Source organism: Pandoraea sputorum (genome assembly GCF_000814845.2).
Taxonomy (GTDB): domain Bacteria; phylum Pseudomonadota; class Gammaproteobacteria; order Burkholderiales; family Burkholderiaceae; genus Pandoraea; species Pandoraea sputorum.
In genome coordinates this window covers 2,696,106-2,713,738 of sequence record NZ_CP010431.2, presented here as the reverse complement: position 1 = coordinate 2,713,738, position 17,633 = coordinate 2,696,106, and the positions used below count along the sequence as shown (strand labels likewise).

General features: G+C 60.3%; 21 protein-coding genes. 9 read left to right on the top strand and 12 right to left on the bottom strand.

Annotated elements, in window-relative coordinates; all coding sequences use genetic code 11:
- Positions 1–121 precede the first annotated feature (121 nt).
- The 3 genes from NA29_RS11985 to NA29_RS11975 all read right to left on the bottom strand — a co-directional run bounded on the left by NA29_RS11985 (position 122) and on the right by NA29_RS11975 (position 2,098).
- Positions 122–766 (bottom strand): response regulator, encoded by a 645-nt coding sequence (locus NA29_RS11985; protein WP_039398423.1) that lies wholly within the window; start codon positions 764–766, stop codon positions 122–124.
- Between the two features lie 116 nt (positions 767–882).
- Positions 883–1,350 carry a universal stress protein gene (locus NA29_RS11980; RefSeq protein ID WP_039398421.1) on the bottom strand — a complete coding sequence of 156 codons (468 nt, stop codon included), beginning with the start codon at positions 1,348–1,350 and terminating at the stop codon, positions 883–885.
- A gap of 4 nt (positions 1,351–1,354) precedes the next feature.
- Positions 1,355–2,098: a universal stress protein gene (locus NA29_RS11975; RefSeq protein WP_084103678.1), complete on the bottom strand. Its 744-nt coding sequence runs from the start codon at positions 2,096–2,098 to the stop codon at positions 1,355–1,357.
- Between NA29_RS11975 and NA29_RS11970 the strand changes: the two genes are divergently transcribed.
- Both NA29_RS11970 and NA29_RS11965 read left to right on the top strand, forming a co-directional pair.
- A complete protein-coding gene (locus NA29_RS11970) occupies positions 2,097–3,512 on the top strand; it encodes an MBL fold metallo-hydrolase RNA specificity domain-containing protein (RefSeq protein WP_039398418.1) in 1,416 nt (471 codons plus the stop codon). The two genes, NA29_RS11975 and NA29_RS11970, sit on opposite strands and share 2 nt — an antisense overlap.
- Positions 3,502–3,795: a DUF1488 family protein gene (locus NA29_RS11965; RefSeq protein ID WP_039403199.1), complete on the top strand. Its 294-nt coding sequence runs from the start codon at positions 3,502–3,504 to the stop codon at positions 3,793–3,795. Before NA29_RS11970 ends, NA29_RS11965 begins: the two co-directional genes overlap by 11 nt.
- Positions 3,796–3,885: 90 nt before the next feature.
- Here the strand turns inward: NA29_RS11965 and NA29_RS11960 are convergent, their stop codons facing one another.
- The 3 genes from NA29_RS11960 to NA29_RS11950 form a co-directional block, all read right to left on the bottom strand.
- Positions 3,886–4,395, bottom strand: coding sequence for a DUF4822 domain-containing protein (locus NA29_RS11960; protein WP_052252864.1), 510 nt, complete (start codon positions 4,393–4,395; stop codon positions 3,886–3,888).
- Between the two features lie 191 nt (positions 4,396–4,586).
- On the bottom strand, positions 4,587–4,844 hold the full coding sequence (locus NA29_RS11955; protein ID WP_039398416.1) for a hypothetical protein: 258 nt from the start codon (positions 4,842–4,844) through the stop codon (positions 4,587–4,589).
- A 261-nt stretch (positions 4,845–5,105) separates the two neighbouring features.
- Positions 5,106–6,032 (bottom strand): LysR family transcriptional regulator, encoded by a 927-nt coding sequence (locus NA29_RS11950; protein WP_039398414.1) that lies wholly within the window; start codon positions 6,030–6,032, stop codon positions 5,106–5,108.
- A gap of 129 nt (positions 6,033–6,161) precedes the next feature.
- Here NA29_RS11950 and NA29_RS11945 point away from each other — a divergent pair, with 129 nt between their 5' ends.
- On the top strand, positions 6,162–6,878 hold the full coding sequence (locus NA29_RS11945) for an SDR family oxidoreductase (protein WP_039398410.1): 717 nt from the start codon (positions 6,162–6,164) through the stop codon (positions 6,876–6,878).
- Between the two features lie 89 nt (positions 6,879–6,967).
- On the opposite strand, the gene NA29_RS11940 is transcribed toward NA29_RS11945, so the two are convergent.
- Both NA29_RS11940 and NA29_RS11935 read right to left on the bottom strand, forming a co-directional pair.
- Positions 6,968–8,461: a lyase family protein gene (locus NA29_RS11940; protein ID WP_084103676.1), complete on the bottom strand. Its 1,494-nt coding sequence runs from the start codon at positions 8,459–8,461 to the stop codon at positions 6,968–6,970.
- A 189-nt stretch (positions 8,462–8,650) separates the two neighbouring features.
- Positions 8,651–8,917, bottom strand: a complete 267-nt coding sequence (locus tag NA29_RS11935; RefSeq protein ID WP_039398407.1) for a hypothetical protein — start codon at positions 8,915–8,917, stop codon at positions 8,651–8,653.
- Between the two features lie 121 nt (positions 8,918–9,038).
- Between NA29_RS11935 and NA29_RS11930 the strand changes: the two genes are divergently transcribed.
- Together NA29_RS11930 and NA29_RS11925 are read left to right on the top strand one after the other, a co-directional pair.
- A complete protein-coding gene (locus NA29_RS11930) occupies positions 9,039–9,341 on the top strand; it encodes an ArsR/SmtB family transcription factor (protein ID WP_039398405.1) in 303 nt (100 codons plus the stop codon).
- Positions 9,342–9,414: 73 nt separating this feature from the next.
- A complete protein-coding gene (locus NA29_RS11925; RefSeq protein ID WP_039398402.1) occupies positions 9,415–10,377 on the top strand; it encodes a zinc-dependent alcohol dehydrogenase family protein in 963 nt (320 codons plus the stop codon).
- Between the two features lie 147 nt (positions 10,378–10,524).
- Here the strand turns inward: NA29_RS11925 and mqo are convergent, their stop codons facing one another.
- Complete coding sequence (gene mqo, locus NA29_RS11920; protein ID WP_052252863.1) at positions 10,525–12,240, bottom strand: malate dehydrogenase (quinone); 1,716 nt, start codon at positions 12,238–12,240, stop codon at positions 10,525–10,527.
- On the opposite strand from mqo, the gene NA29_RS25750 reads away from it, so the two are divergent.
- Together NA29_RS25750 and NA29_RS11915 are read left to right on the top strand one after the other, a co-directional pair.
- Positions 12,239–12,571 carry a hypothetical protein gene (locus NA29_RS25750; protein ID WP_150777251.1) on the top strand — a complete coding sequence of 111 codons (333 nt, stop codon included), beginning with the start codon at positions 12,239–12,241 and terminating at the stop codon, positions 12,569–12,571. The genes mqo and NA29_RS25750 overlap by 2 nt on opposite strands.
- Before the next feature lie 119 nt (positions 12,572–12,690).
- Positions 12,691–13,062, top strand: coding sequence for a VOC family protein (locus tag NA29_RS11915; RefSeq protein WP_039398400.1), 372 nt, complete (start codon positions 12,691–12,693; stop codon positions 13,060–13,062).
- Between the two features lie 2 nt (positions 13,063–13,064).
- Here NA29_RS11915 and NA29_RS11910 read toward each other — a convergent pair whose 3' ends face one another.
- The gene (locus NA29_RS11910) at positions 13,065–13,826 is read right to left on the bottom strand and encodes an inositol monophosphatase family protein (protein WP_039398399.1); all 762 of its coding nucleotides are present in this window, start codon (positions 13,824–13,826) and stop codon (positions 13,065–13,067) included.
- Between the two features lie 170 nt (positions 13,827–13,996).
- On the opposite strand from NA29_RS11910, the gene NA29_RS11905 reads away from it, so the two are divergent.
- Positions 13,997–14,329 carry a hypothetical protein gene (locus tag NA29_RS11905; RefSeq protein ID WP_039398397.1) on the top strand — a complete coding sequence of 111 codons (333 nt, stop codon included), beginning with the start codon at positions 13,997–13,999 and terminating at the stop codon, positions 14,327–14,329.
- A gap of 56 nt (positions 14,330–14,385) precedes the next feature.
- Here NA29_RS11905 and NA29_RS11900 read toward each other — a convergent pair whose 3' ends face one another.
- Together NA29_RS11900 and NA29_RS11895 are read right to left on the bottom strand one after the other, a co-directional pair.
- Positions 14,386–15,486 carry an asparaginase gene (locus tag NA29_RS11900; RefSeq protein WP_371328964.1) on the bottom strand — a complete coding sequence of 367 codons (1,101 nt, stop codon included), beginning with the start codon at positions 15,484–15,486 and terminating at the stop codon, positions 14,386–14,388.
- A gap of 148 nt (positions 15,487–15,634) precedes the next feature.
- Positions 15,635–16,558 (bottom strand): PhzF family phenazine biosynthesis protein, encoded by a 924-nt coding sequence (locus tag NA29_RS11895; RefSeq protein WP_052252862.1) that lies wholly within the window; start codon positions 16,556–16,558, stop codon positions 15,635–15,637.
- 208 nt (positions 16,559–16,766) lie between these two features.
- Between NA29_RS11895 and NA29_RS11890 the strand changes: the two genes are divergently transcribed.
- Positions 16,767–17,621 (top strand): AraC family transcriptional regulator, encoded by an 855-nt coding sequence (locus tag NA29_RS11890; protein WP_039398392.1) that lies wholly within the window; start codon positions 16,767–16,769, stop codon positions 17,619–17,621.
- Positions 17,622–17,633: the final 12 nt, after the last annotated feature.

The window sequence follows — 17,633 nt, the reverse complement described above, 5'->3', positions numbered from 1 at the left end:
TCAGCGTCGTGTCATCACGTCTGAAGTATCGGAGACGAAGCGAGGAAAAAAAATAAGCGACGGGCGCGATCTCATGTCAGCCGACATGACAGCCTGTAGGCAAAGGACTACAGTGCGCGCCTCAGAGTTTGTCGCGCAGCAGATCGTGGCGGATAGCGTAATGCGCCAGGTCGGTCTGGCTCCTGAGTTGAAGCTTTTGCAGTACGCGTGCCTTATAGGTACTGACCGTTTTGGTACTCACGCAAAGGCGGCCAGCAATGTCGCCCAATGTCAGCCCTCGGGCGAGCATCAGGAATACATCGAACTCGCGGTCGGACAGACGACGGAAACTCGGGCCTTCGGTGGCCGCAGAGGATAGATCCCGGGCGATTCGCTCCGCCATCGAGGGGCTCAGGTAAACCCCACCGTCGTGAACTTTGCGTACGGCGCTCACCAGTTCGTTCGGCGCACTCTCTTTTGTCAGATAACCCGCTGCACCGGCCTTGAGCGCTCTCACAGCGTACTGCTCTTCGCCGTGCATTGTGAGGACAAGAATGGTCAGGTGGGGAAACGACGCCTTGATCTGCGCGATAAGATCGACGCCGCTGCGCCCGGGCATCGACAAATCGAGCAACAGGACATCGCACGGCGTATCCCCCAGCAGCGCCAGCGCTTGCGCTCCGTTCGAGGCTTCCCCTACGATTTCGATATCGCCGGTGCCTGCCAGAATACGTTGCAATCCGGCACGTACCAGCGTGTGATCGTCTGTCACGATGATGCGAATCATGCGTCCGCCTTTGGATCGTGTAGTACGTCGTTTCGGGATGTCCATGCCCGGACATCCATGAAATCGATTCTACACGCGCGACTCCCGGGCAGCGCAAGTCTTCGCGCATTGGCGGATTACAACACTTCGGCGAATTCCTCCGTCCCGGGGGGCGGGATAAGGATGACTGGCCGCTGCGCCTGCCGGGCGCAGTTTTCCGCCACGCTTCCCAACGTCAGACGTCGCACGCCTCGTCGGCCGTGGGTTCCGATCACGATCAGGTCGGCCTGCCATTCTTCGGCTGCGGCGTTGATCTGAAACGCGACGTCTCCGCCGAGCGGCAGGAGCTCACGGATCTCGACGTCGCCGGCGACCTTCTCGTCGTTCAGGCGCTTCATGGCTCGCTCCCGGATGCTGTTCCCCTGAATTCGCAACGCTTCGATGAAGGGAAACGGGTCCGCGTCGCTGATATAGGCAACAGGAATATCGACGACAAACAACACATGCAATTTCGCCTTACGTGCTTTCGCAAGCGACAGCGCGTAGTCGAAGGCGGTGTCCGCCGTGGGGCTGCCATCGATGGCAACCAGAATTCGTTCATACATGGTGTCAATTCTCCGCGACAGCAGTCGGTACGCTGGCCGCCCCCGTAGGCAGCGTCGTGGATTCTTTGACCAGCATGACGGGGCGATGCGAGTGCCGCAGGACTTGCTCAGCCACACTGCCGAGCAGCATGCGGCGAACGCCCTTGCGTCCATGCGTGCCAAGGACCAGGAGGTCGGTTTGCCAACGCCGGGCTTCACGAATAATGGCGCCAGCAATAGTGCCGCCCCACGTCCGTAGGTCGATGGAGCGGGTATCCGTCTGAATACCTTCTTCATGCAGCCGCTTGTAGGCGGTGGTTAACGTCTCCTGACTCTCCGCGATCAACGCCTCTCTCACGGCTTCGAGGTCGATGTACGAAGAAAACGCGGATTGATAGTGGGCGAACGGATCGTCGATCACGTTGACGACTCTGACGACATCGTCCGGCATGGCAAATCGGATCGTTTCGCGCAAGGCGTGCCAGGAGGTTTCGCTGCCGTCGATGGCGAGCAGGATTCGATGAGACATTATGTCGTCCTCGCTGAGTTTGACTCGTTCCGACTGTGCCGCAGGTATCGATACGCGGCGATGGTCGACGTTGCGATTAGACGGTAGTCCAACCCGGCTTAAGCGTGAGCTGACATGTGTCCCCTCCTTGACGCACATCAACGTGGCAGGTTCTGAAATCGTGACGCCGCGGACCTGAAGACTATGCTGTGATTGCCCGGCGACATCCCGTCGTCGAGTCGACGCGAGAGGTGCCTTCATGGAGTTGAGTTTCCTCGGTGCTGCGGGCACGGTAACCGGATCGAAGACGTTACTTCGCGTCGCAGACAGGAATGTGCTGGTGGATTGCGGCCTGTTTCAGGGCGTCAAGACGCTACGCAACCGCAATTGGGCGCCCCCGCCGTTCAACGTCCGGGATCTGGACGCGGTTGTGCTGACACATGCCCATATCGACCACAGTGGCTATCTTCCGGTGCTCGTTCGCCAAGGGTATGCCGGGCCGGTCTATTGCACGTCCGCGACACGAGATTTATGCGAGATTCTGTTGCTCGACAGTGCGCATCTTGAAGAGGAGGAAGCCGACTTCCTGAATCGTCACGGCAAGTCGAAACACCACCCTGCACTGCCGCTCTTTACGACGGACGATGCCCGACGAGCCATTGAGCGACTGACTCCGCGAGCGTTCGACACCCCGTTTGATGTCTGCCCGGAAGTCCGGGTGACGTTCTTGCACGCCGGTCACATCCTGGGGGCCGCGATGGCACAGGTCGATGTCGACGGGCGGAGGATTCTGTTCTCGGGCGATCTCGGCCGCACTGACGATCCGATCATGCCCGCACCGGCCAATCCCGAAACGCCGGATTTCCTCGTCCTTGAGTCCACATACGGGGATCGCCTGCATGACCGCACGGATCCCGGCGCTCAGTTGGCGGAGATACTGCATCGCACGTTTGCGCGCGGGGGGAGCGTCATTGTCCCCGCGTTTGCCGTTGGACGGGTGCAAAGTCTGCTTTACTGGATTGCGCGGTTGAAATCAGCCGCAGAGATGCCCGACGTGCCCGTCTATCTGGACAGTCCGATGGCGGTCAACGTGACGAAAACCTACTCGTCACATCTTGCCGACCAGCGCTTGAGTGCCTCGGAGTGCGCACAAATGTGCGGCGCAGCCACGTTTATCACCAGCGTCGATCAGTCCAAATGGCTGGACACGCGCGCGATGCCTTCGATCATCATCGCGGGAAGTGGCATGGCCACGGGCGGGCGTGTCCTGCACCATCTCAAGGCGATGAGCGACAATTGGCGAAACACGGTGCTTTTCACCGGGTTTCAGGCGCCGGGTACACGTGGCTCGACCATGGTGAACGGCGGGAGCGAAGTCAAGATATTTGGTGATTACGTTCACGTCAACGCGGAAGTTGTTCAACTCGACACACTCTCTGCTCACGCAGACTATGGCGAAACTTTGAACTGGCTTTCGAAGTTCGACAAACCGGTGGGCAGTATCTTTCTGAATCATGGCGAGCCTGCTGCAGCCGACAGCTTACGCAGGCGCATTGCCGATCGATTTGGATGGCCCTGCCAAGTGGTGGAGCCAATGGAAAGTGTTTGTCTGGATTTCGGCAAAAGCACTCGAAACGGCGATTCTCATGACGAGGGCGAGCACCGTGAAGATTGAATTTCCGCGCGTCGCGCCAGCCTACAACGCAGACGACATGTCCATCGAATTTGCCGTCGACTGTGAGCGTAAGCGCATTGTGTGTGCGATCTCCGCTGAGGCACTGGAAGATCATTTCGAGGCGAAGTCGTGCCATGTCGATGATCTGATGGCTGCTTTCAAAGCGCACCGTGCTTCAATCGAAAAGGCAGCCGAACGCTATCTACTGCTCTGCCATGGCGCCCCGGTTCTGTTGCGCAGTGGGCACTTTCGATGGAAGTCGGCACACCTGCCTGGAAAATAGAATCTCGGGGCTTTGACGTTCGTAAAACATCGACCCACTCGATCCTGGTACACGCGCAGCCTGATTCGTCGTTCTTCAACACGTCTGGCATCAAGGCGTGGCCGTGGACTCTCGTTCGCTGAAGTGAATGCTAAACGGGCCAGCGTATGGGGTGTGGACGACACGAATCGTGACATTCGGATTCCCGTCGACCATGTTCCTCGGTACGACTCTGGAATAGGTGAACTCGTGCTCGTTCAGCACTTCCAAACGGCGCACCAGAGGCTTTCCCCCAGCGTCGAAGGCGTTGATCTGATGGCGTCGGTCGCCAGTGATGAGGAAGTAGCCCTCACCGCCTTGAGTGCGCCTCGATAGCCCTGTCGCCGGATCAAAGTATTCAAATCGGTTGCTGCTCGCGTCCCAGATCGAAATGCCCACGACGCCCGGGTAACGCTCCATCACGTTTCGAGATTGATCTTCGCCTTCATACACCGCTGTGGTTTGCCAGACTTTCGAGGTCAACGCTGCAGGATCGATGTCTGTCACAGGTTCGGCGCGGGCTGTCGGTAACATCACGGTCGCAAACCATAGCAGCAAGCCGTACGTCGATATGCGCTTCATGGATAGTTGTCTGTCTGCCGAATTCGGATCGACATCTATACACCACTTTTCTGCGCGTCGAGAGCGTCGGCCCATAACTCTTTCATGGGCCGTATGAATATGAGGACGGCTGTAAGTGCCCCACATTCTGTCCGCTAATTCTCGCGGACGACACCATCGTTCGGAAATTGAGCTGAGGGTCGTATTTCCCGTCACATCAGGTCGCGATACCACGCCGAAAGCGCACTGCTTCCTGCTACGCCGTTGCGCCACATGAAGGCCGTCAACGCGTCCTCAAACTCCTCGGTGCCCTCCTCGAACTTCTCGTGGACCGCGTCGTTCGACAGGTCGTCCCGCAGAACTCCGATGGCGGCATCAACCGCCTGCCGTGCGCGCTGTGGAAGCTGCGGCAGCAACTCCGTCAACGCGCTGATTTCAGCTTGTACTTCGCCATCGCTCTTTTTGGGCATGGTGCTTTCCTATTCAAAACTTGTATTTGTCTCAGTATCGGATTTGAAGGCAAAGGCCGATACTTCATTCATCGACTGACGCAAAACGCCGAAAGTCGACACACCCACGGAATCACGGATCAAGGAGAAAACGTCATGAACCCGATCATCATTGCCGCTGCCCTGTACGGTCTTGCCGGATCAATCGCCAACGACATCATCCGTTTGCTCCACTGAAGTCTGACATTTCAGGTACCGCGATCTTACCCCTCTGACCCGGCCTCACTCCGGATAAAGCGCAGCGCACACCGCCATGACCTGCGCGCGGAGCCAGCACTGCGCGGGGTCATGATCGAGGCGGGGGTGCCAGATGGCCGAGACGTTGAACTCCGGGGTCTCGATTGGCAGGGCAAACGATTCCAAGCCTTCTTCTGCTGCGTAGTTTGGAAAATGCGAATTGCTCAGACAGGATTGGGGAACGACGGCGAGCATGTCCGAGCGCCGCACCAGTTGCATCGCGCTCGTATAGGACGGAACGACGATAGGCAACGCCCTCCTCCGTTCGTCCAGCTCCAATGCCACGTCGACCGGATTTTCTGCGTCACCGGTGCGTGAAATCATCACATGGCCATACGCCAGCCATCGTTCGACGGTGATCTGCTTCTTGCCCAGCAACGGATGTCCCTTACGGCACACGCCGACATACCGGTCGGGGAAGAGCCGACGCGCGCGCACCTCCGGTGCCGACACTTTGACGACGCCAATTTCCAGATCGATCAATCCCTCCCGCAACGGCTGCGCATTCCAGTCCGGCTTTGGAGTGAAGCGCAATTGCACGCCCGGCGCTACGCGATGAACACGCGCCACCAACGCCGCGCCAAGCAAGTCGATGAACCCCTCTCCCGCTCGCAACGTGAAGCGCTGTTCAAGCGTCGCCGGATCAAATCGGTACTCGGCTCGGCTCAGCGCCGCTTCGGCTTCGCGGGCCAGTGCCGGGATGCGTTGGCTCAAACGCTCCGCATAAGGTGTCAGCACGAGCGTTCTCCCCGCCTGCAGCAACAAACGGTCGCCTGTCGACGCACGCAGGCGCGTGAGCGTCCGGCTCATGGCGGACACACTGATTTTCATGCGCTCAGCCGCTTTGGTAACGCTACGTTCGCTCAGCAGGGCATCCAGCGCAGTCAGAAGATTGAGGTCGATGCGTGACATTCGCTCAGGATAAGCCAAAAGTCATGATGCATGGCGTCAGACGCAAATGACGATTGCAGGAGAGGCGTCTTGTGCAACCCAACATCGAGCTGGAGAATTCAGCAGATCAACCAGTCAAGGGAGAACACCATGCAGACATCCATCGACCCTGTGCCCACCATTCTGCTCGTTGGCGCGTCGCGCGGCCTCGGGCATGCAATGGCCGTCGAATTCGTCAAGCGCGGCTGGCGCGTTGTGGGGACCGTACGCGCGGGTAGCCATGACACGCGACTTCACGATCTGGCGGCTGCGCACCCGGAACACGTCGACATCGAGACGCTCGATATCACGCGCCCGGATCAGATCACAGCGTTGCATGAGCGGCTCAGTCACCGGAAATTCGACATTCTCTTCGTCAACGCTGGAACGACGAACCCCGATCCGACGCAGACCATCGGTGAAGTGTCGACCGAGGACTTTGTGGACCTCATGATCACGAATGCGCTAAGTCCGATGCGAGTCGTGGAAAGCCTGTGCGACCTCGTGCCCACGGATGGCCTTATCGGCATCATGTCTTCGGGGCAAGGCAGCATCGCGGATAACGAATCCGGCCAGCGCGAACTCTATCGCGGCAGTAAGGCTGCGTTAAACCAGTTCATGCGCAGCTTCGCGGCACGTCAGGCAACGGCCACGCAGCGCGCCATGTTGCTGGTCGCACCGGGCTGGGTGCGTACCGAGCTGGGTGGCCCCGAGGGGCGCCTGTCGATTGACGAAAGTGTCCCCGGTGTCGTGGACGTGCTTCTGGCAAAGCGCGGGCGACCGGGGCTGGAGTATCGGGATTACCGGGGGCAAACGGTCCGTTGGTGACGGTTTCCTCTGCCTTCGATCCGCATGCGCCTGGATGTTCTGCCGGACGACGTAGTGATCGTCCGGCAGCGGCTGGCGCTTCCCAAGCCTCAGTTCACCGTCAAATACTTCCGAAAATCGCCGTCCAGCGACGCGAGCGACCGGTCGATCGCCTGACGATGGGTATCGATCCACTTGCCGTCGGCGCTCAGTTCGCTATCGGTGCGCGCCAGCATGCGCTTCATCTCGGCCGGTTGCGGGCCACCGGACGTTGCACGATGTTTGACGATGGCGACCGGATCGAGCGTCGCGCGGAACTGCGCCTCGCTCATTGGCAGATCTCCTGCGCTAACCTTCATCTCCGTGAGCGTCTGCTTGAAGATGCGTTGCGCTTCCGGATACGGGAACTGGCTCGGACGCAGGTCATGGGCCTTGGCGTAATCGACGATTTCCGACGCAAAGTGATGCCCCACCCGGAAGGGCAAGCCGTAGTCGCGCATCAGCACGTCAGCGACTTCCTGCGACGCCGTCCAGTCGCTGTCGAGTTCGTCGAGCGCGCGCTGCGGATCGATCACCAGTGCATTGAGCACACGATCCCAGCGCTTGAGCAGTGCCGTCGTTTTATCGAGCACCGCCATGTTTTCGTCGATGTGCTTTGCATCGCTCATCCCGGGCGGGATATTGTGCGCGGTGATCGCACGCCCGACGCCGAGCGTCACGACCATCGACGCCGCCGTGCGGGTGTCGTTGAGCAGCCCGGGGTTACGTTTTTGCGGCATGGCGCTTGAGACATAGGTGTTGCCACCGCCTTCGCGCAGCAGGATCCACGGACGTGGCTGGGCATACTGCACCATCACGTCCTGCACAAACGCGGACGTATGCAGCGCGATGCTCGTCGCCAGCGCGCCAATCTCCACCGGCAGGTCCGTTGCCGCGATCTGGGCGGCATCGTACGCGTTGTCGACCTTGTCGGCGAAGCCGAGGGCATGCGCCATCTTGTCGCGATCGAGCGGCCAACTGGTGCCGTTGAGCACGGTGGTTCCCATCGGCGACAGGTCCACCCGTGCATACAATTCATGCAGACGTTGAGCGTCTCGCTGCAATCCGGCCACGTGCCCCAGCAAATAGTGCCCGTAGCTGTTTGGCTGCGCTGCGACGCCATTCGTGTAGTTGGGCACGATAGTCGATTCGTACTGTTGCGCAAGTCGGCGAAGCGTTGCCGTCGTCGTACGCAATTGGGTCGCGAGGACGAGCAACCGATCGCGATACATCGCAGCGCGCACTGTCGCGAGCATGTCCTGACTGGAGCGTCCGGCATGCAGCAGTGTCGCTTCGACGCCCGCCGCCTTGATCAGCAACGGCTCGAACGTGATCACCAGATCCGGGCGCGAGCCTCCCGGCTGATCGCCCGCGCGCAGCACCGTGTCGAGCCCCTGAGCGATGTGCGGCGCCAGCTTCGCATCCAGCAAACCCTGGCGGGTGTTGATGACGAGTGACGCCTTGTTGATTTCGCCCAGCCAGAAAAACGCGTCTCGCTGAGGCATTGTGGCAGCCTTAGAATCCGTTGAGGTCTGCGCCATACCCGGCGCGCAAAGCATCGTCATAAGGCACACTCCTAGTCCGGCAATTCTTGTCTTGCGCACTGCGTGTCTCCTGATCCTGACGGCGTCCGAAGGGGGAGCGGCGCCGGTGTTTTGTGCGGTTGATCACGATACTTCGGTCGACGTGCCGGATCAACGCGGTGGCGGCATGGGATTGCCTTATGACCGGCACCTCTCTTGGCTCTCATTACCTTAGATCTTGAACTTGGCCTTGCTTGGCCGTGGGATCTGGTTCATCTGCCGCTCGAGCTTCTCTTTCAGCAGCAGCTTGTCTACTGACGTTTTTGCAAAATACGCGAGCAAGGCCTGTGCCTCTCCCTCGTCGTCCATGATCTCAGGAAGCGCGCCGCGCAAGGTCGTCACCATGTCAGCAGTGGCATCTTTTACCTGCGGACTTTTGGTCTGCTGATTCGCGGCGAAAAGGCCTTCGATGAGGCTCACTGCCTGATGCGCTTTCATGCGTTATTCCCCGAGGTTGGTTGTCCGAAACGCTGACCGTTCCTCGGGATTCTAGCTGTCGACCGACCGTTCACCGACTGCTTAAATTGACATATCGGAAAATCCCGATACAATCTCGCGCATGGATTTGCTCGAAATCTTCAAAGCGCTCTCGAACCGCACTCGCCTTGAGATCCTGAAAGGACTGAAGGACCCCGTGAAGAACTTTCCGCCTCAGGACGAAGGCGACGTTCACACGGTGGGTGTTTGCGTCAGCAGCATTCAGGAAGGCGTCGGCCTGTCGCAGTCGACCGTATCCGACTACCTGGCGACGCTGCAACGCGCTGGCCTCGTCGAAGTGCGACGCATCGGTCAGTGGACTTACTACAAGCGCAACGAAGCCACCATCAGTGCCCTTGCCCGCGTGATCGGGAAGGAGCTGTAATCGACGTCCAATTTTTTTACTCGTAAATATCGATAAATTCCGATATCCCGGTTTGTCGAATCAGGAGCCATCAATGAAAGCAGTTGTACTCAAGTCGTTTGGCGGTCCGGAATCATTTGCGTTGGAGGACGTGCCGACCCCCGTCCCTCACGCCGGACAGGTGTTGGTTCGGGTCCATGCCACATCGATCAATCCGCTGGATTATCAGGTGCGACGTGGCGACTATCCGGACCTCGTCCCGTTGCCATCGATTACCGGGCATGACGTTTCCGGCGTTGTGGAAGCTTTCGGGCTGGGCGTCACGGGTCTCTCCGTGGGGGATGAGGTCTGGTACACCCCGCAGATTTTCGATGGTCCCGGCAGCTATGCCGAGTACCACGTCGCTGACGAGCGCATTGTCGGCAAGAAGCCGCCGTCCCTACCCCATCTCGAAGCGGCCAGCCTGCCTCTCGTGGGTGGCACGGCGTGGGAAGCGCTGGTCGAACGCGCGGCGCTGCGCGTCGGCGAGAGCGTTCTCGTTCATGGCGGTGCTGGCGGTGTCGGACACGTGGCGATTCAGCTCGCCAAAGCCATGGGCGCTCGCGTGTTCACGACAGCGCGTGAGGCAAACGTCCCCTTCGTCCGGGAAATGGGGGCCGACGTCGTGATCGACTACGAGAAGGAGGACTACGTCGACGTCATTCTGCGAGAGACGAACGGCCAAGGCGTCGACGTCGTTTTCGACACCATCGGCGGCGACACCTTATCGCGCAGCCCCGACGTGCTCGCACAACTTGGCTGCGTCGCCACGATCGTGGATATTGCGCAGCCGCAGAATCTCGTACAAGCCTGGGGCAAGAACGCCAGCTATCACTTCGTCTTTACACGGCAAAACCGAGGCAAGCTCGACGAACTGAGCGCACTGGTCGAGCGCGGCCAACTGCGGCCACACGTCGGTGCGGTTTACTCGCTTGCCGACATTCCGGCGGCTCACGCCCTGCTGGAGCGTCGCAACAATGGCCTGCGGGGAAAGATTGCGATTGCCGTCGCGCCATAGTCGGACCGATCGCGGCCCTGATCGGGCGCGGCCACGGACTAAGCCACCTGCCCTCTACCGTCGGCCCCTCTGTTTGCAGGTGCTAAAAGAAGAGGGGTTCCGGAATATCCCGGAACCCCTTGATGCTTCGCGCTACGTGAAGGTAAATTACAGCGCCATATCCGGCGTCTTCTTCACGACACCCGGATTAGCCATCGGCGCATTGTCGGGCACAACGCCATTCAGATTCGGCGGTGCGATGGCCAGTTGCAGCGTTTCGGCTGTCGTCGCCCACTCGGTGGCGAGCATCTGCGGATTGTCATGGAGCTTCTTGCCGTAGCTCGGCACGATCTCGCGAATCTTCTGTTGCCACGCGGGCGTCTTCATCTGATCCGGGAACACGCGCTCGAGCAGCGACAACATGATCGCAGGCGAAGTCGAACCGCCCGGCGATGCGCCGAGCAGTGCCGACACGGTGCGGTCGCTCGACACCACGACTTCCGTGCCGAGCTTCAGTACGCCGCCCTTCTCCGGATCGTTCTTGATGATCTGCACGCGCTGCCCGGCTTCCCACAGACGCCAGTCTTCGTTCTTCGCTTCCGGCATGTAGTGGCGAAGCGCCGCCATCTTCTCGTCCATCGACAGTTGCAATTGCTGCGCGAGGTACTTCACGAGCGCGAACTCGTGCACGCCGACCTGCAACTGGGGAATGACGTTCGACGGCGTTGCTGCCTTCGCGAGGTCGAAGTACGAGCCGTTCTTGAGGAACTTGCTCGACCACGTTGCGAACGGCCCGAACAGGATGACCTTCTTGCCGTCGAGCACGCGGGTGTCCAGGTGGGGCACCGACATGGGGGGCGAGCCGGTATCGGCGAGACCGTAGACCTTGGCCAGATGGCGCGAAGCAATCTCGGGCTTTTCGGTGACGAGGAACTCGCCGCCCACCGGGAAGCCGCCGTATTGCTTGGCTTCCGGAATGCCCGACAGTTGCAACAACGGGAGTGCAGCGCCGCCCGCGCCGATGAACACATTGCGTGCATCCACCGTCTGGATTTTGGAGCTGTCGTTCATATCGAACGCGGACACGCGCCAGCTACCGTCCTCGTTGCGGGTGATCGAACGGACTTCGTAACCGGTCGAGACCTTCACGCCGGACTTCTCGGTCAGGTGCTTGTAGAACTGACGGGTGATCTCGCCCAGATTGACGTCCGTGCCGAGCGGCGAGCGCGTGGCGGTGACCACCTCGTCGGGCTTGCGGCCTTCCATCATGATCGGAATCCACTCGGCGATCTTCGCCGGGTCGGTCGTCATTTCCATACCGGCGAACAGTGGCGAAGCCTTCAGTGCTTCCACGCGTTTCTTGATGAACTCGCGGTTCTCTTCGCCGAACACAAGGTTCATGTGCGGCGTGGAATTGATGAATTCACGCGGATTGCCCAGTACGCCCTGACGCACCTGATGCGACCAGAATTGACGCGAGATCTGGAAGTTCTCGTTAATGTTGATGGCCTGCGTGATATGGACGTTGCCCTTATCGTCCATCGGCGTGTAATTCAGTTCGCACAGGGCCGAGTGACCGGTACCCGCGTTATTCCAGCCGTTCGAGCTTTCTTCTGCGACCTTGTCCAGACGTTCGAAGACTTCGCAAGTCCAGTTCGGCTCCAGTTCGGACAGATAGACGCCGAGCGTCGCGCTCATGATGCCGCCGCCGATCAGCAGCACGTCGACCTTGCGGTCCGCCTTGGCGGCGCGGTACTGACTACCGAAGAAGTACGAATATCCGGCCCACACCGCAGCGGCGCCAACGGCGGTGCCCAGGAATTTGCGGCGGGTAAAGCGCTTGCGGCCGCTACCGGGCACCGGTTTCTTATCGGTTTGAGTCATGGGAATCAGTCACCTTATCAATTACGTGTGGCGTTGCCATCTTCCACACGCCGGGGGGAAAAGCGCACGCTTGGCGGGCGCGCTGGCGGGATTCGGACCGACAGACGTCATCCAGCCGGTGTTTCGGCAGATAGCACAAGCCGAACATCGAAAACGCCGGATTGTAGCTCAGACCGTCGAAAACATGGGTGGAAACCCTGATATTGAAGTGGGGGTCAGATGGGATTTTTCGGGAATCGATGGTTTTCGCCACATTTATGACCCTACTTCGCCCCCATTTCGGCTGTATTCGGGCCGCTGCCTGAATATCCGTAAAGTCGAATCGTCTTGATGCTAAACGCATGCCGGGTGACGTCGGAATGCAGTCCCAAAGCGGGACCTTGCTTTCGAAATGACGTGATTCCGGCAACACCGATCCTCTTGATACGACCTAGTCATTTCGGAGCGCGCATGCCGATTTCCATGTCCAGATTGATCCTCTACGTCCGAGATGTTGAATTGCTGAAATCGTTTTATCGGACGCATTTCGCCTTCCCTGTGATCGAAGAAATCGAGAGCGAATGGGCGGTGCTTAAAGCTGGTGAAGTGGAGATCGCGCTCCACCGTGTCGGCGTGGCCTACCGAGACCGGCCGACGAGCGGAGAGACATCGAACGCAAAGCTCGTCTTTTCGGTGCGATCAGGGCTGGAGGACTTACGGGAGACGCTGCTCAACGCGGGCGTCAGGATGCGTGAAATGAAGCGCTACGAGGGTTTCCCGCAATCGATGTGCGATGGGGAAGATCCGGAGGGCAATGTTTTTCAGCTCTCGCAGCGCGACTAGCTTCAGGTGAGATAGCGGCCGACGACGGCGCGCAATGCGTCGGTCCCGGCGAAGATCGTTTGGCCGCCGCCGTCATATGTCCCGTGCGCGTGGACGTTTAAACCGGCTTCCCGGCAAATCACCGATCCGGCGGCGATATCCCAGATGCTCGTGTGTTTTTCCAGATAGCCATCGACGCACCCGAGCGCGGTGAAGCCAAGACCGATGGTGGCGCAACGATACTGGGCTACGCCCCAGCCCGACGTCCGCAATGCGTATTCGACGTGAGCGATTTCGGTGGCTGGCCAACGGGTGTTCTCGCCGACGGCTGCCAGATGGACGGACGGGAAGTCGACATTTCGTTCAAAAGGCAGCCCGTTGCGTGATACGCCACACCCGCGCGCGGCACTCAGCGTCAAGCCCAGCGAGGGATAGGCGATGACACCGACGACCGGCTCATCGTCCTCGACAAAACCCAGCGACACGCCCCATAGCGGCGATCCCCGCAGAAAATTGGCGGTGCCGTCGATGGGATCGATGGCCCAGAAGGCGTTCGAGCCTTTGCCGCCCATCTCCTCCCCCATCACATTGTCTTCAGGGAAGTCGGTCGCCAGGGCTTCGCGAATTTGGCGTTCGATGATCCTGTCGGCCTCGGACACATATTCGTGTGCGCCCTTCTCCTCAAGCGCGAACCGGCCGCGTGCGTTAAACAAGTCAAGCGCTGAGTGCGCAGCCTCGTAGACGATGCGCACTGCGACGGCCAATCGTTGGTCAATAGCTTTCATATAAGGATTCGCTGGCTGGCCGGAGACGGCTTGCGACATTCTGGCCCTTTGACGCGACACTTTTGCGTCAGTAGCTGCGAAGCCCTTTCTGCGCCTGCGAGCCCTATGCGCGGGTGCTATGCTGCAAGTGCATCCGTTCGTATTCCCACCCACGTCCGACAGAGGTCATCATGACGGAAACCGACGTACTGGCTATCGAACAACGCGCCACGGCGCTCGTGCACGCGCAGGTGCTCGGCATGTTACTTGCGCACATCAATCATCTCGACGCCACGCCAGCGCCTGCCTTCGATTGCTTCCGGCAGGCCACCATGGACGAGATAAGGCAATCGCTGGTCAAGCGCTGTGGCATGTCCGGCCCAGCGTACGACGAACTCGAACGGCTCTTCGCCGCACTCGCCCGCGCGTCGGACGACGTCTTTACCGTCGCCGATCACCACAACGCCCGATTCTTCCGCCAGTTGCGCGACCGAAAGATCGCAGAAGAGCCCGCGCTGGACTGACCTGGACGTCGAAACGACAGTGGCGCGCCGAAGTCAGTCCGATGGATAAACGCTCGTCAATACGTGGCGTCGAACGCCTTTTGCACCTTATCTGCGGCGCTGACGCCATTGCCGATGAGGAGTTGCGTCAGTACTCGGGCCTTCTGCGGATTCAGATCGTATGAGACGACGAACCCCGTCTTGTCGTCGGAGACTTCGACGTTGCGGTTGACGAACCCGGCCCCCACGCGCGACGACCGGACCACGACAATGCCCTTGCGCGCAGCGGCTTCGAGCGCATCGAGTGCCGCTTTGGAGGCATTTCCATCGCCTACGCCCGCGAGCACGATGCCCTTGGCGTCGCGTCGCACGGCGTCATCGATCTGGGTTGCATCCATGTCGGCGTGCGCGTACACGATGTCGACGCGCGGCAAACCAGCGTTGGGTACCGCCAGCGGACCTTTTCGACCCGCCGGGGCTGCGGCCAGATACCGGATCGACGCAGGATCGACATACCCGAGCGGACCACCGTTCGGGTTTTGAAACGTCTGCACTGATGTCGTATTCGTCTTGGTGACCCAACGCGGCGAGTGAATCGTGTCGTTCAGAACGACCAGCACGCCCCGGTTGCGGGACTGCGCACTGGCGGCCACTTCGACAGCTTCATAGAGATTGCCCGGACCGTCGGCACTCACCGCCGTACTCGGGCGCATCGAGCCGACCAGCACGACCGGTTGGCTCGTGGCGAGCACGTTATCGAGGAAGAATGCGGTTTCCTCCATGGTGTCGGTGCCGTGCGTGATCACGATGCCGTCGGCCTCGTTGCGCTCGAAAGCCTGCTTGATGCGCGCAGCCAACTGATACCAGACCTTGCTGTTCATATCCTGCGAGCCGATGTTCGAAATCTGCTCCGCTTTGATCGTGGCGAGCTTATCCAGACCGGGCACGCTGGCCGTCAGTTGCTCGCCCGTCACGCCACCAGCGTTGTAGCCGATGGCCGAGCGCGCGTCGCCCGTGCTGGCGATCGTGCCGCCGGTCGCGAGCACAAGAATGCGCGGCTTGGGTTGGTCCGAACCGGCGGCCGCCGCCGTTACGGCGTAGCCGCCAGCGCTCAACGTCAGTGCGGCAATCGCGATCGAGTGCATCAGAACCTGCCGAGGGGTCTTCGACGATGTCATGAATTCGCTCCTGTTATGTCGTTTATCGAGCATCGCACCAAGCGCTGGCGCGATGTCCGACATATTGACAATTTTTGGACTGCGAAGGAAGAGGCCGAAGATTCCACGCGGTCGACGTTTCAGTTCTCGTCGAGTGACGTCGACTCGCTCAAGCGTGCGGCTCAAGCATGGCGAACTCGACTGCGCCGCTGATCCAGCAGCCTGACCCGTAATTGCCGGGTTCGCGTAGCGCCACACGAATGCAGGACGGGCGTCCCATGGCAAAGCCCTGATAGACCCGTATGGCCGACTCGCCGTTTGCCAGCAGCCCGTAATGCAGCACGCCGTAAAGCGTGGCGGCTGCGGCGATGCCGGTGGCGGCGTCTTCCGGATAACCGGACGAACGCGGGAACTGCCGCGCATGTAATTCCAAGGGCCGCGTACGCTCGACGGCGAACGGATACAGACCGGTCGAATTGAGGGCGTTGCACAATGCAGCGACCGCGCTGAGGTTCGGCGTGAGCGTGTTCAGCCTTTCCACGGAGCGCAGTGGCACCAACGTCTTCGTGCGGCTCGTGCTGGCATTGACAACGCCCATCGGCGCCAGATCGTCCTCACCGATGCCGAGCACTTCGCAAATGGCGGCTACCCGCGCCGGGTCGTCCACCGGTTCGACGATACCGCGCGGCTGGCCGACATCGATGCGCTGCGTTACCTCGTCGAAACGTACATCGACCAGACCGCTCAGCGTCTCCACGGTCGCACTTGCAGTCGTCCAGCGCCCCGCTTCACGCAACAGCCACATCGCACCAAGCGTGGCGTGCCCGCACATCTCCATCTCATGCGCCGGGACGAAAAAGCGCAGACGAACCGTATTGCGCGGGTCGCTGGCTCGACAGACGAACGCGCTTTCATGGCCGTAGCGTGCGGCAATTGCCTTCATGTCGTCTGACGAGAGGCTGTCGGCGTCGAACACGACCGGTGCCGGGTTGCCGCCACCGGCACCGGAAGAGAACACGTTGACGAAGCGCAAATCCGGTGCGGCTGCCTCGGGCGAGGCAATGCTGTGGGGAACAAGGCTTGGGGTGGTCATCGGACACTCCTGATAGCAAGTGGCGCAAGCATGCCCAACGTCGGAACGACAGTCGCCGTCAATCGGGCCAGTTCATGCGTCCGATCGGGCCAAACCGCGCTCGAGCCTGTGCCACCGACGCTTTGGACAAAGACTATACTGGTCGTCTGCACGCCGGTATATGCTCGGGCAACGGTGGCATCCCGTCTGTCCAGCCAAGGAATCGAGAGTGAAGCTTTATCCCACCGCATCGCGTCATTTGTACGGAGATCGCATCGCCGATGTCCGGCATGTGAGCGTCGGTGAATACCGCACGAATCCTCACGCGCATGACGACGAGTACATGTTCCTCCTCCCCAGGACCGGGCAACTCGTGCTCAACGTCGAGTCGAATGTTGCGCCGGTGCGCGTCGCGCCAAAGTCGTTCGTGGTGGTGCCGCCGCAGCGTGTTCACGATACGCGGGGCTACCGGCCCGGGCAGGAGCATGTCGCCGTCTATGTCGCGAGCGATTTCGTGGCCTTTTGCGAGCGCAAGGCACGACGCAAGCTCGCTTGCAGCCGTATCTCGATCTGGTCGGCACCGCTGGCCCTGCTCGATGCGGTTCGTGTTGCAAGCGACACGCGCATGACTCACGAGGTCCCTCTCCCTGAGTTGGCTGCCTTCCGTGCGGATCTCGCTGTGCGCACGGTGGCTGCGACTTGTGTCGAAGCGGGGCTGACGTCCGCCCCGATCCCGCAAAATCGTGGCGATGCCCATGCCGAGATAGTGCGCGATATCCAGACGTTTCTGGACGCAACGCTCGATCAGCCGATTTCGCTCGATCGCGTCGCCTATGAATTCGGCCTGTCACGACGCACATTGACGCGGATCTTCCGGGAGGCCACTGGCGAGTCCGTCGTCGATTATCAGTCGCGACGCCGCGTTGAAGTCGCGGCAACGTTGCTGCGTGCCCCTGGCATGACGGTGCTGGCCGTGGCGACGGCTGTCGGGCTTGACTCTCCGTCTTATCTCGCGCGTCTGTTCAGACAACACGGCTATGCACCGCCGAAGGTCTTCAAGCAAGGCGCACCGGACCTCGACTGATCCTCGCAGGCT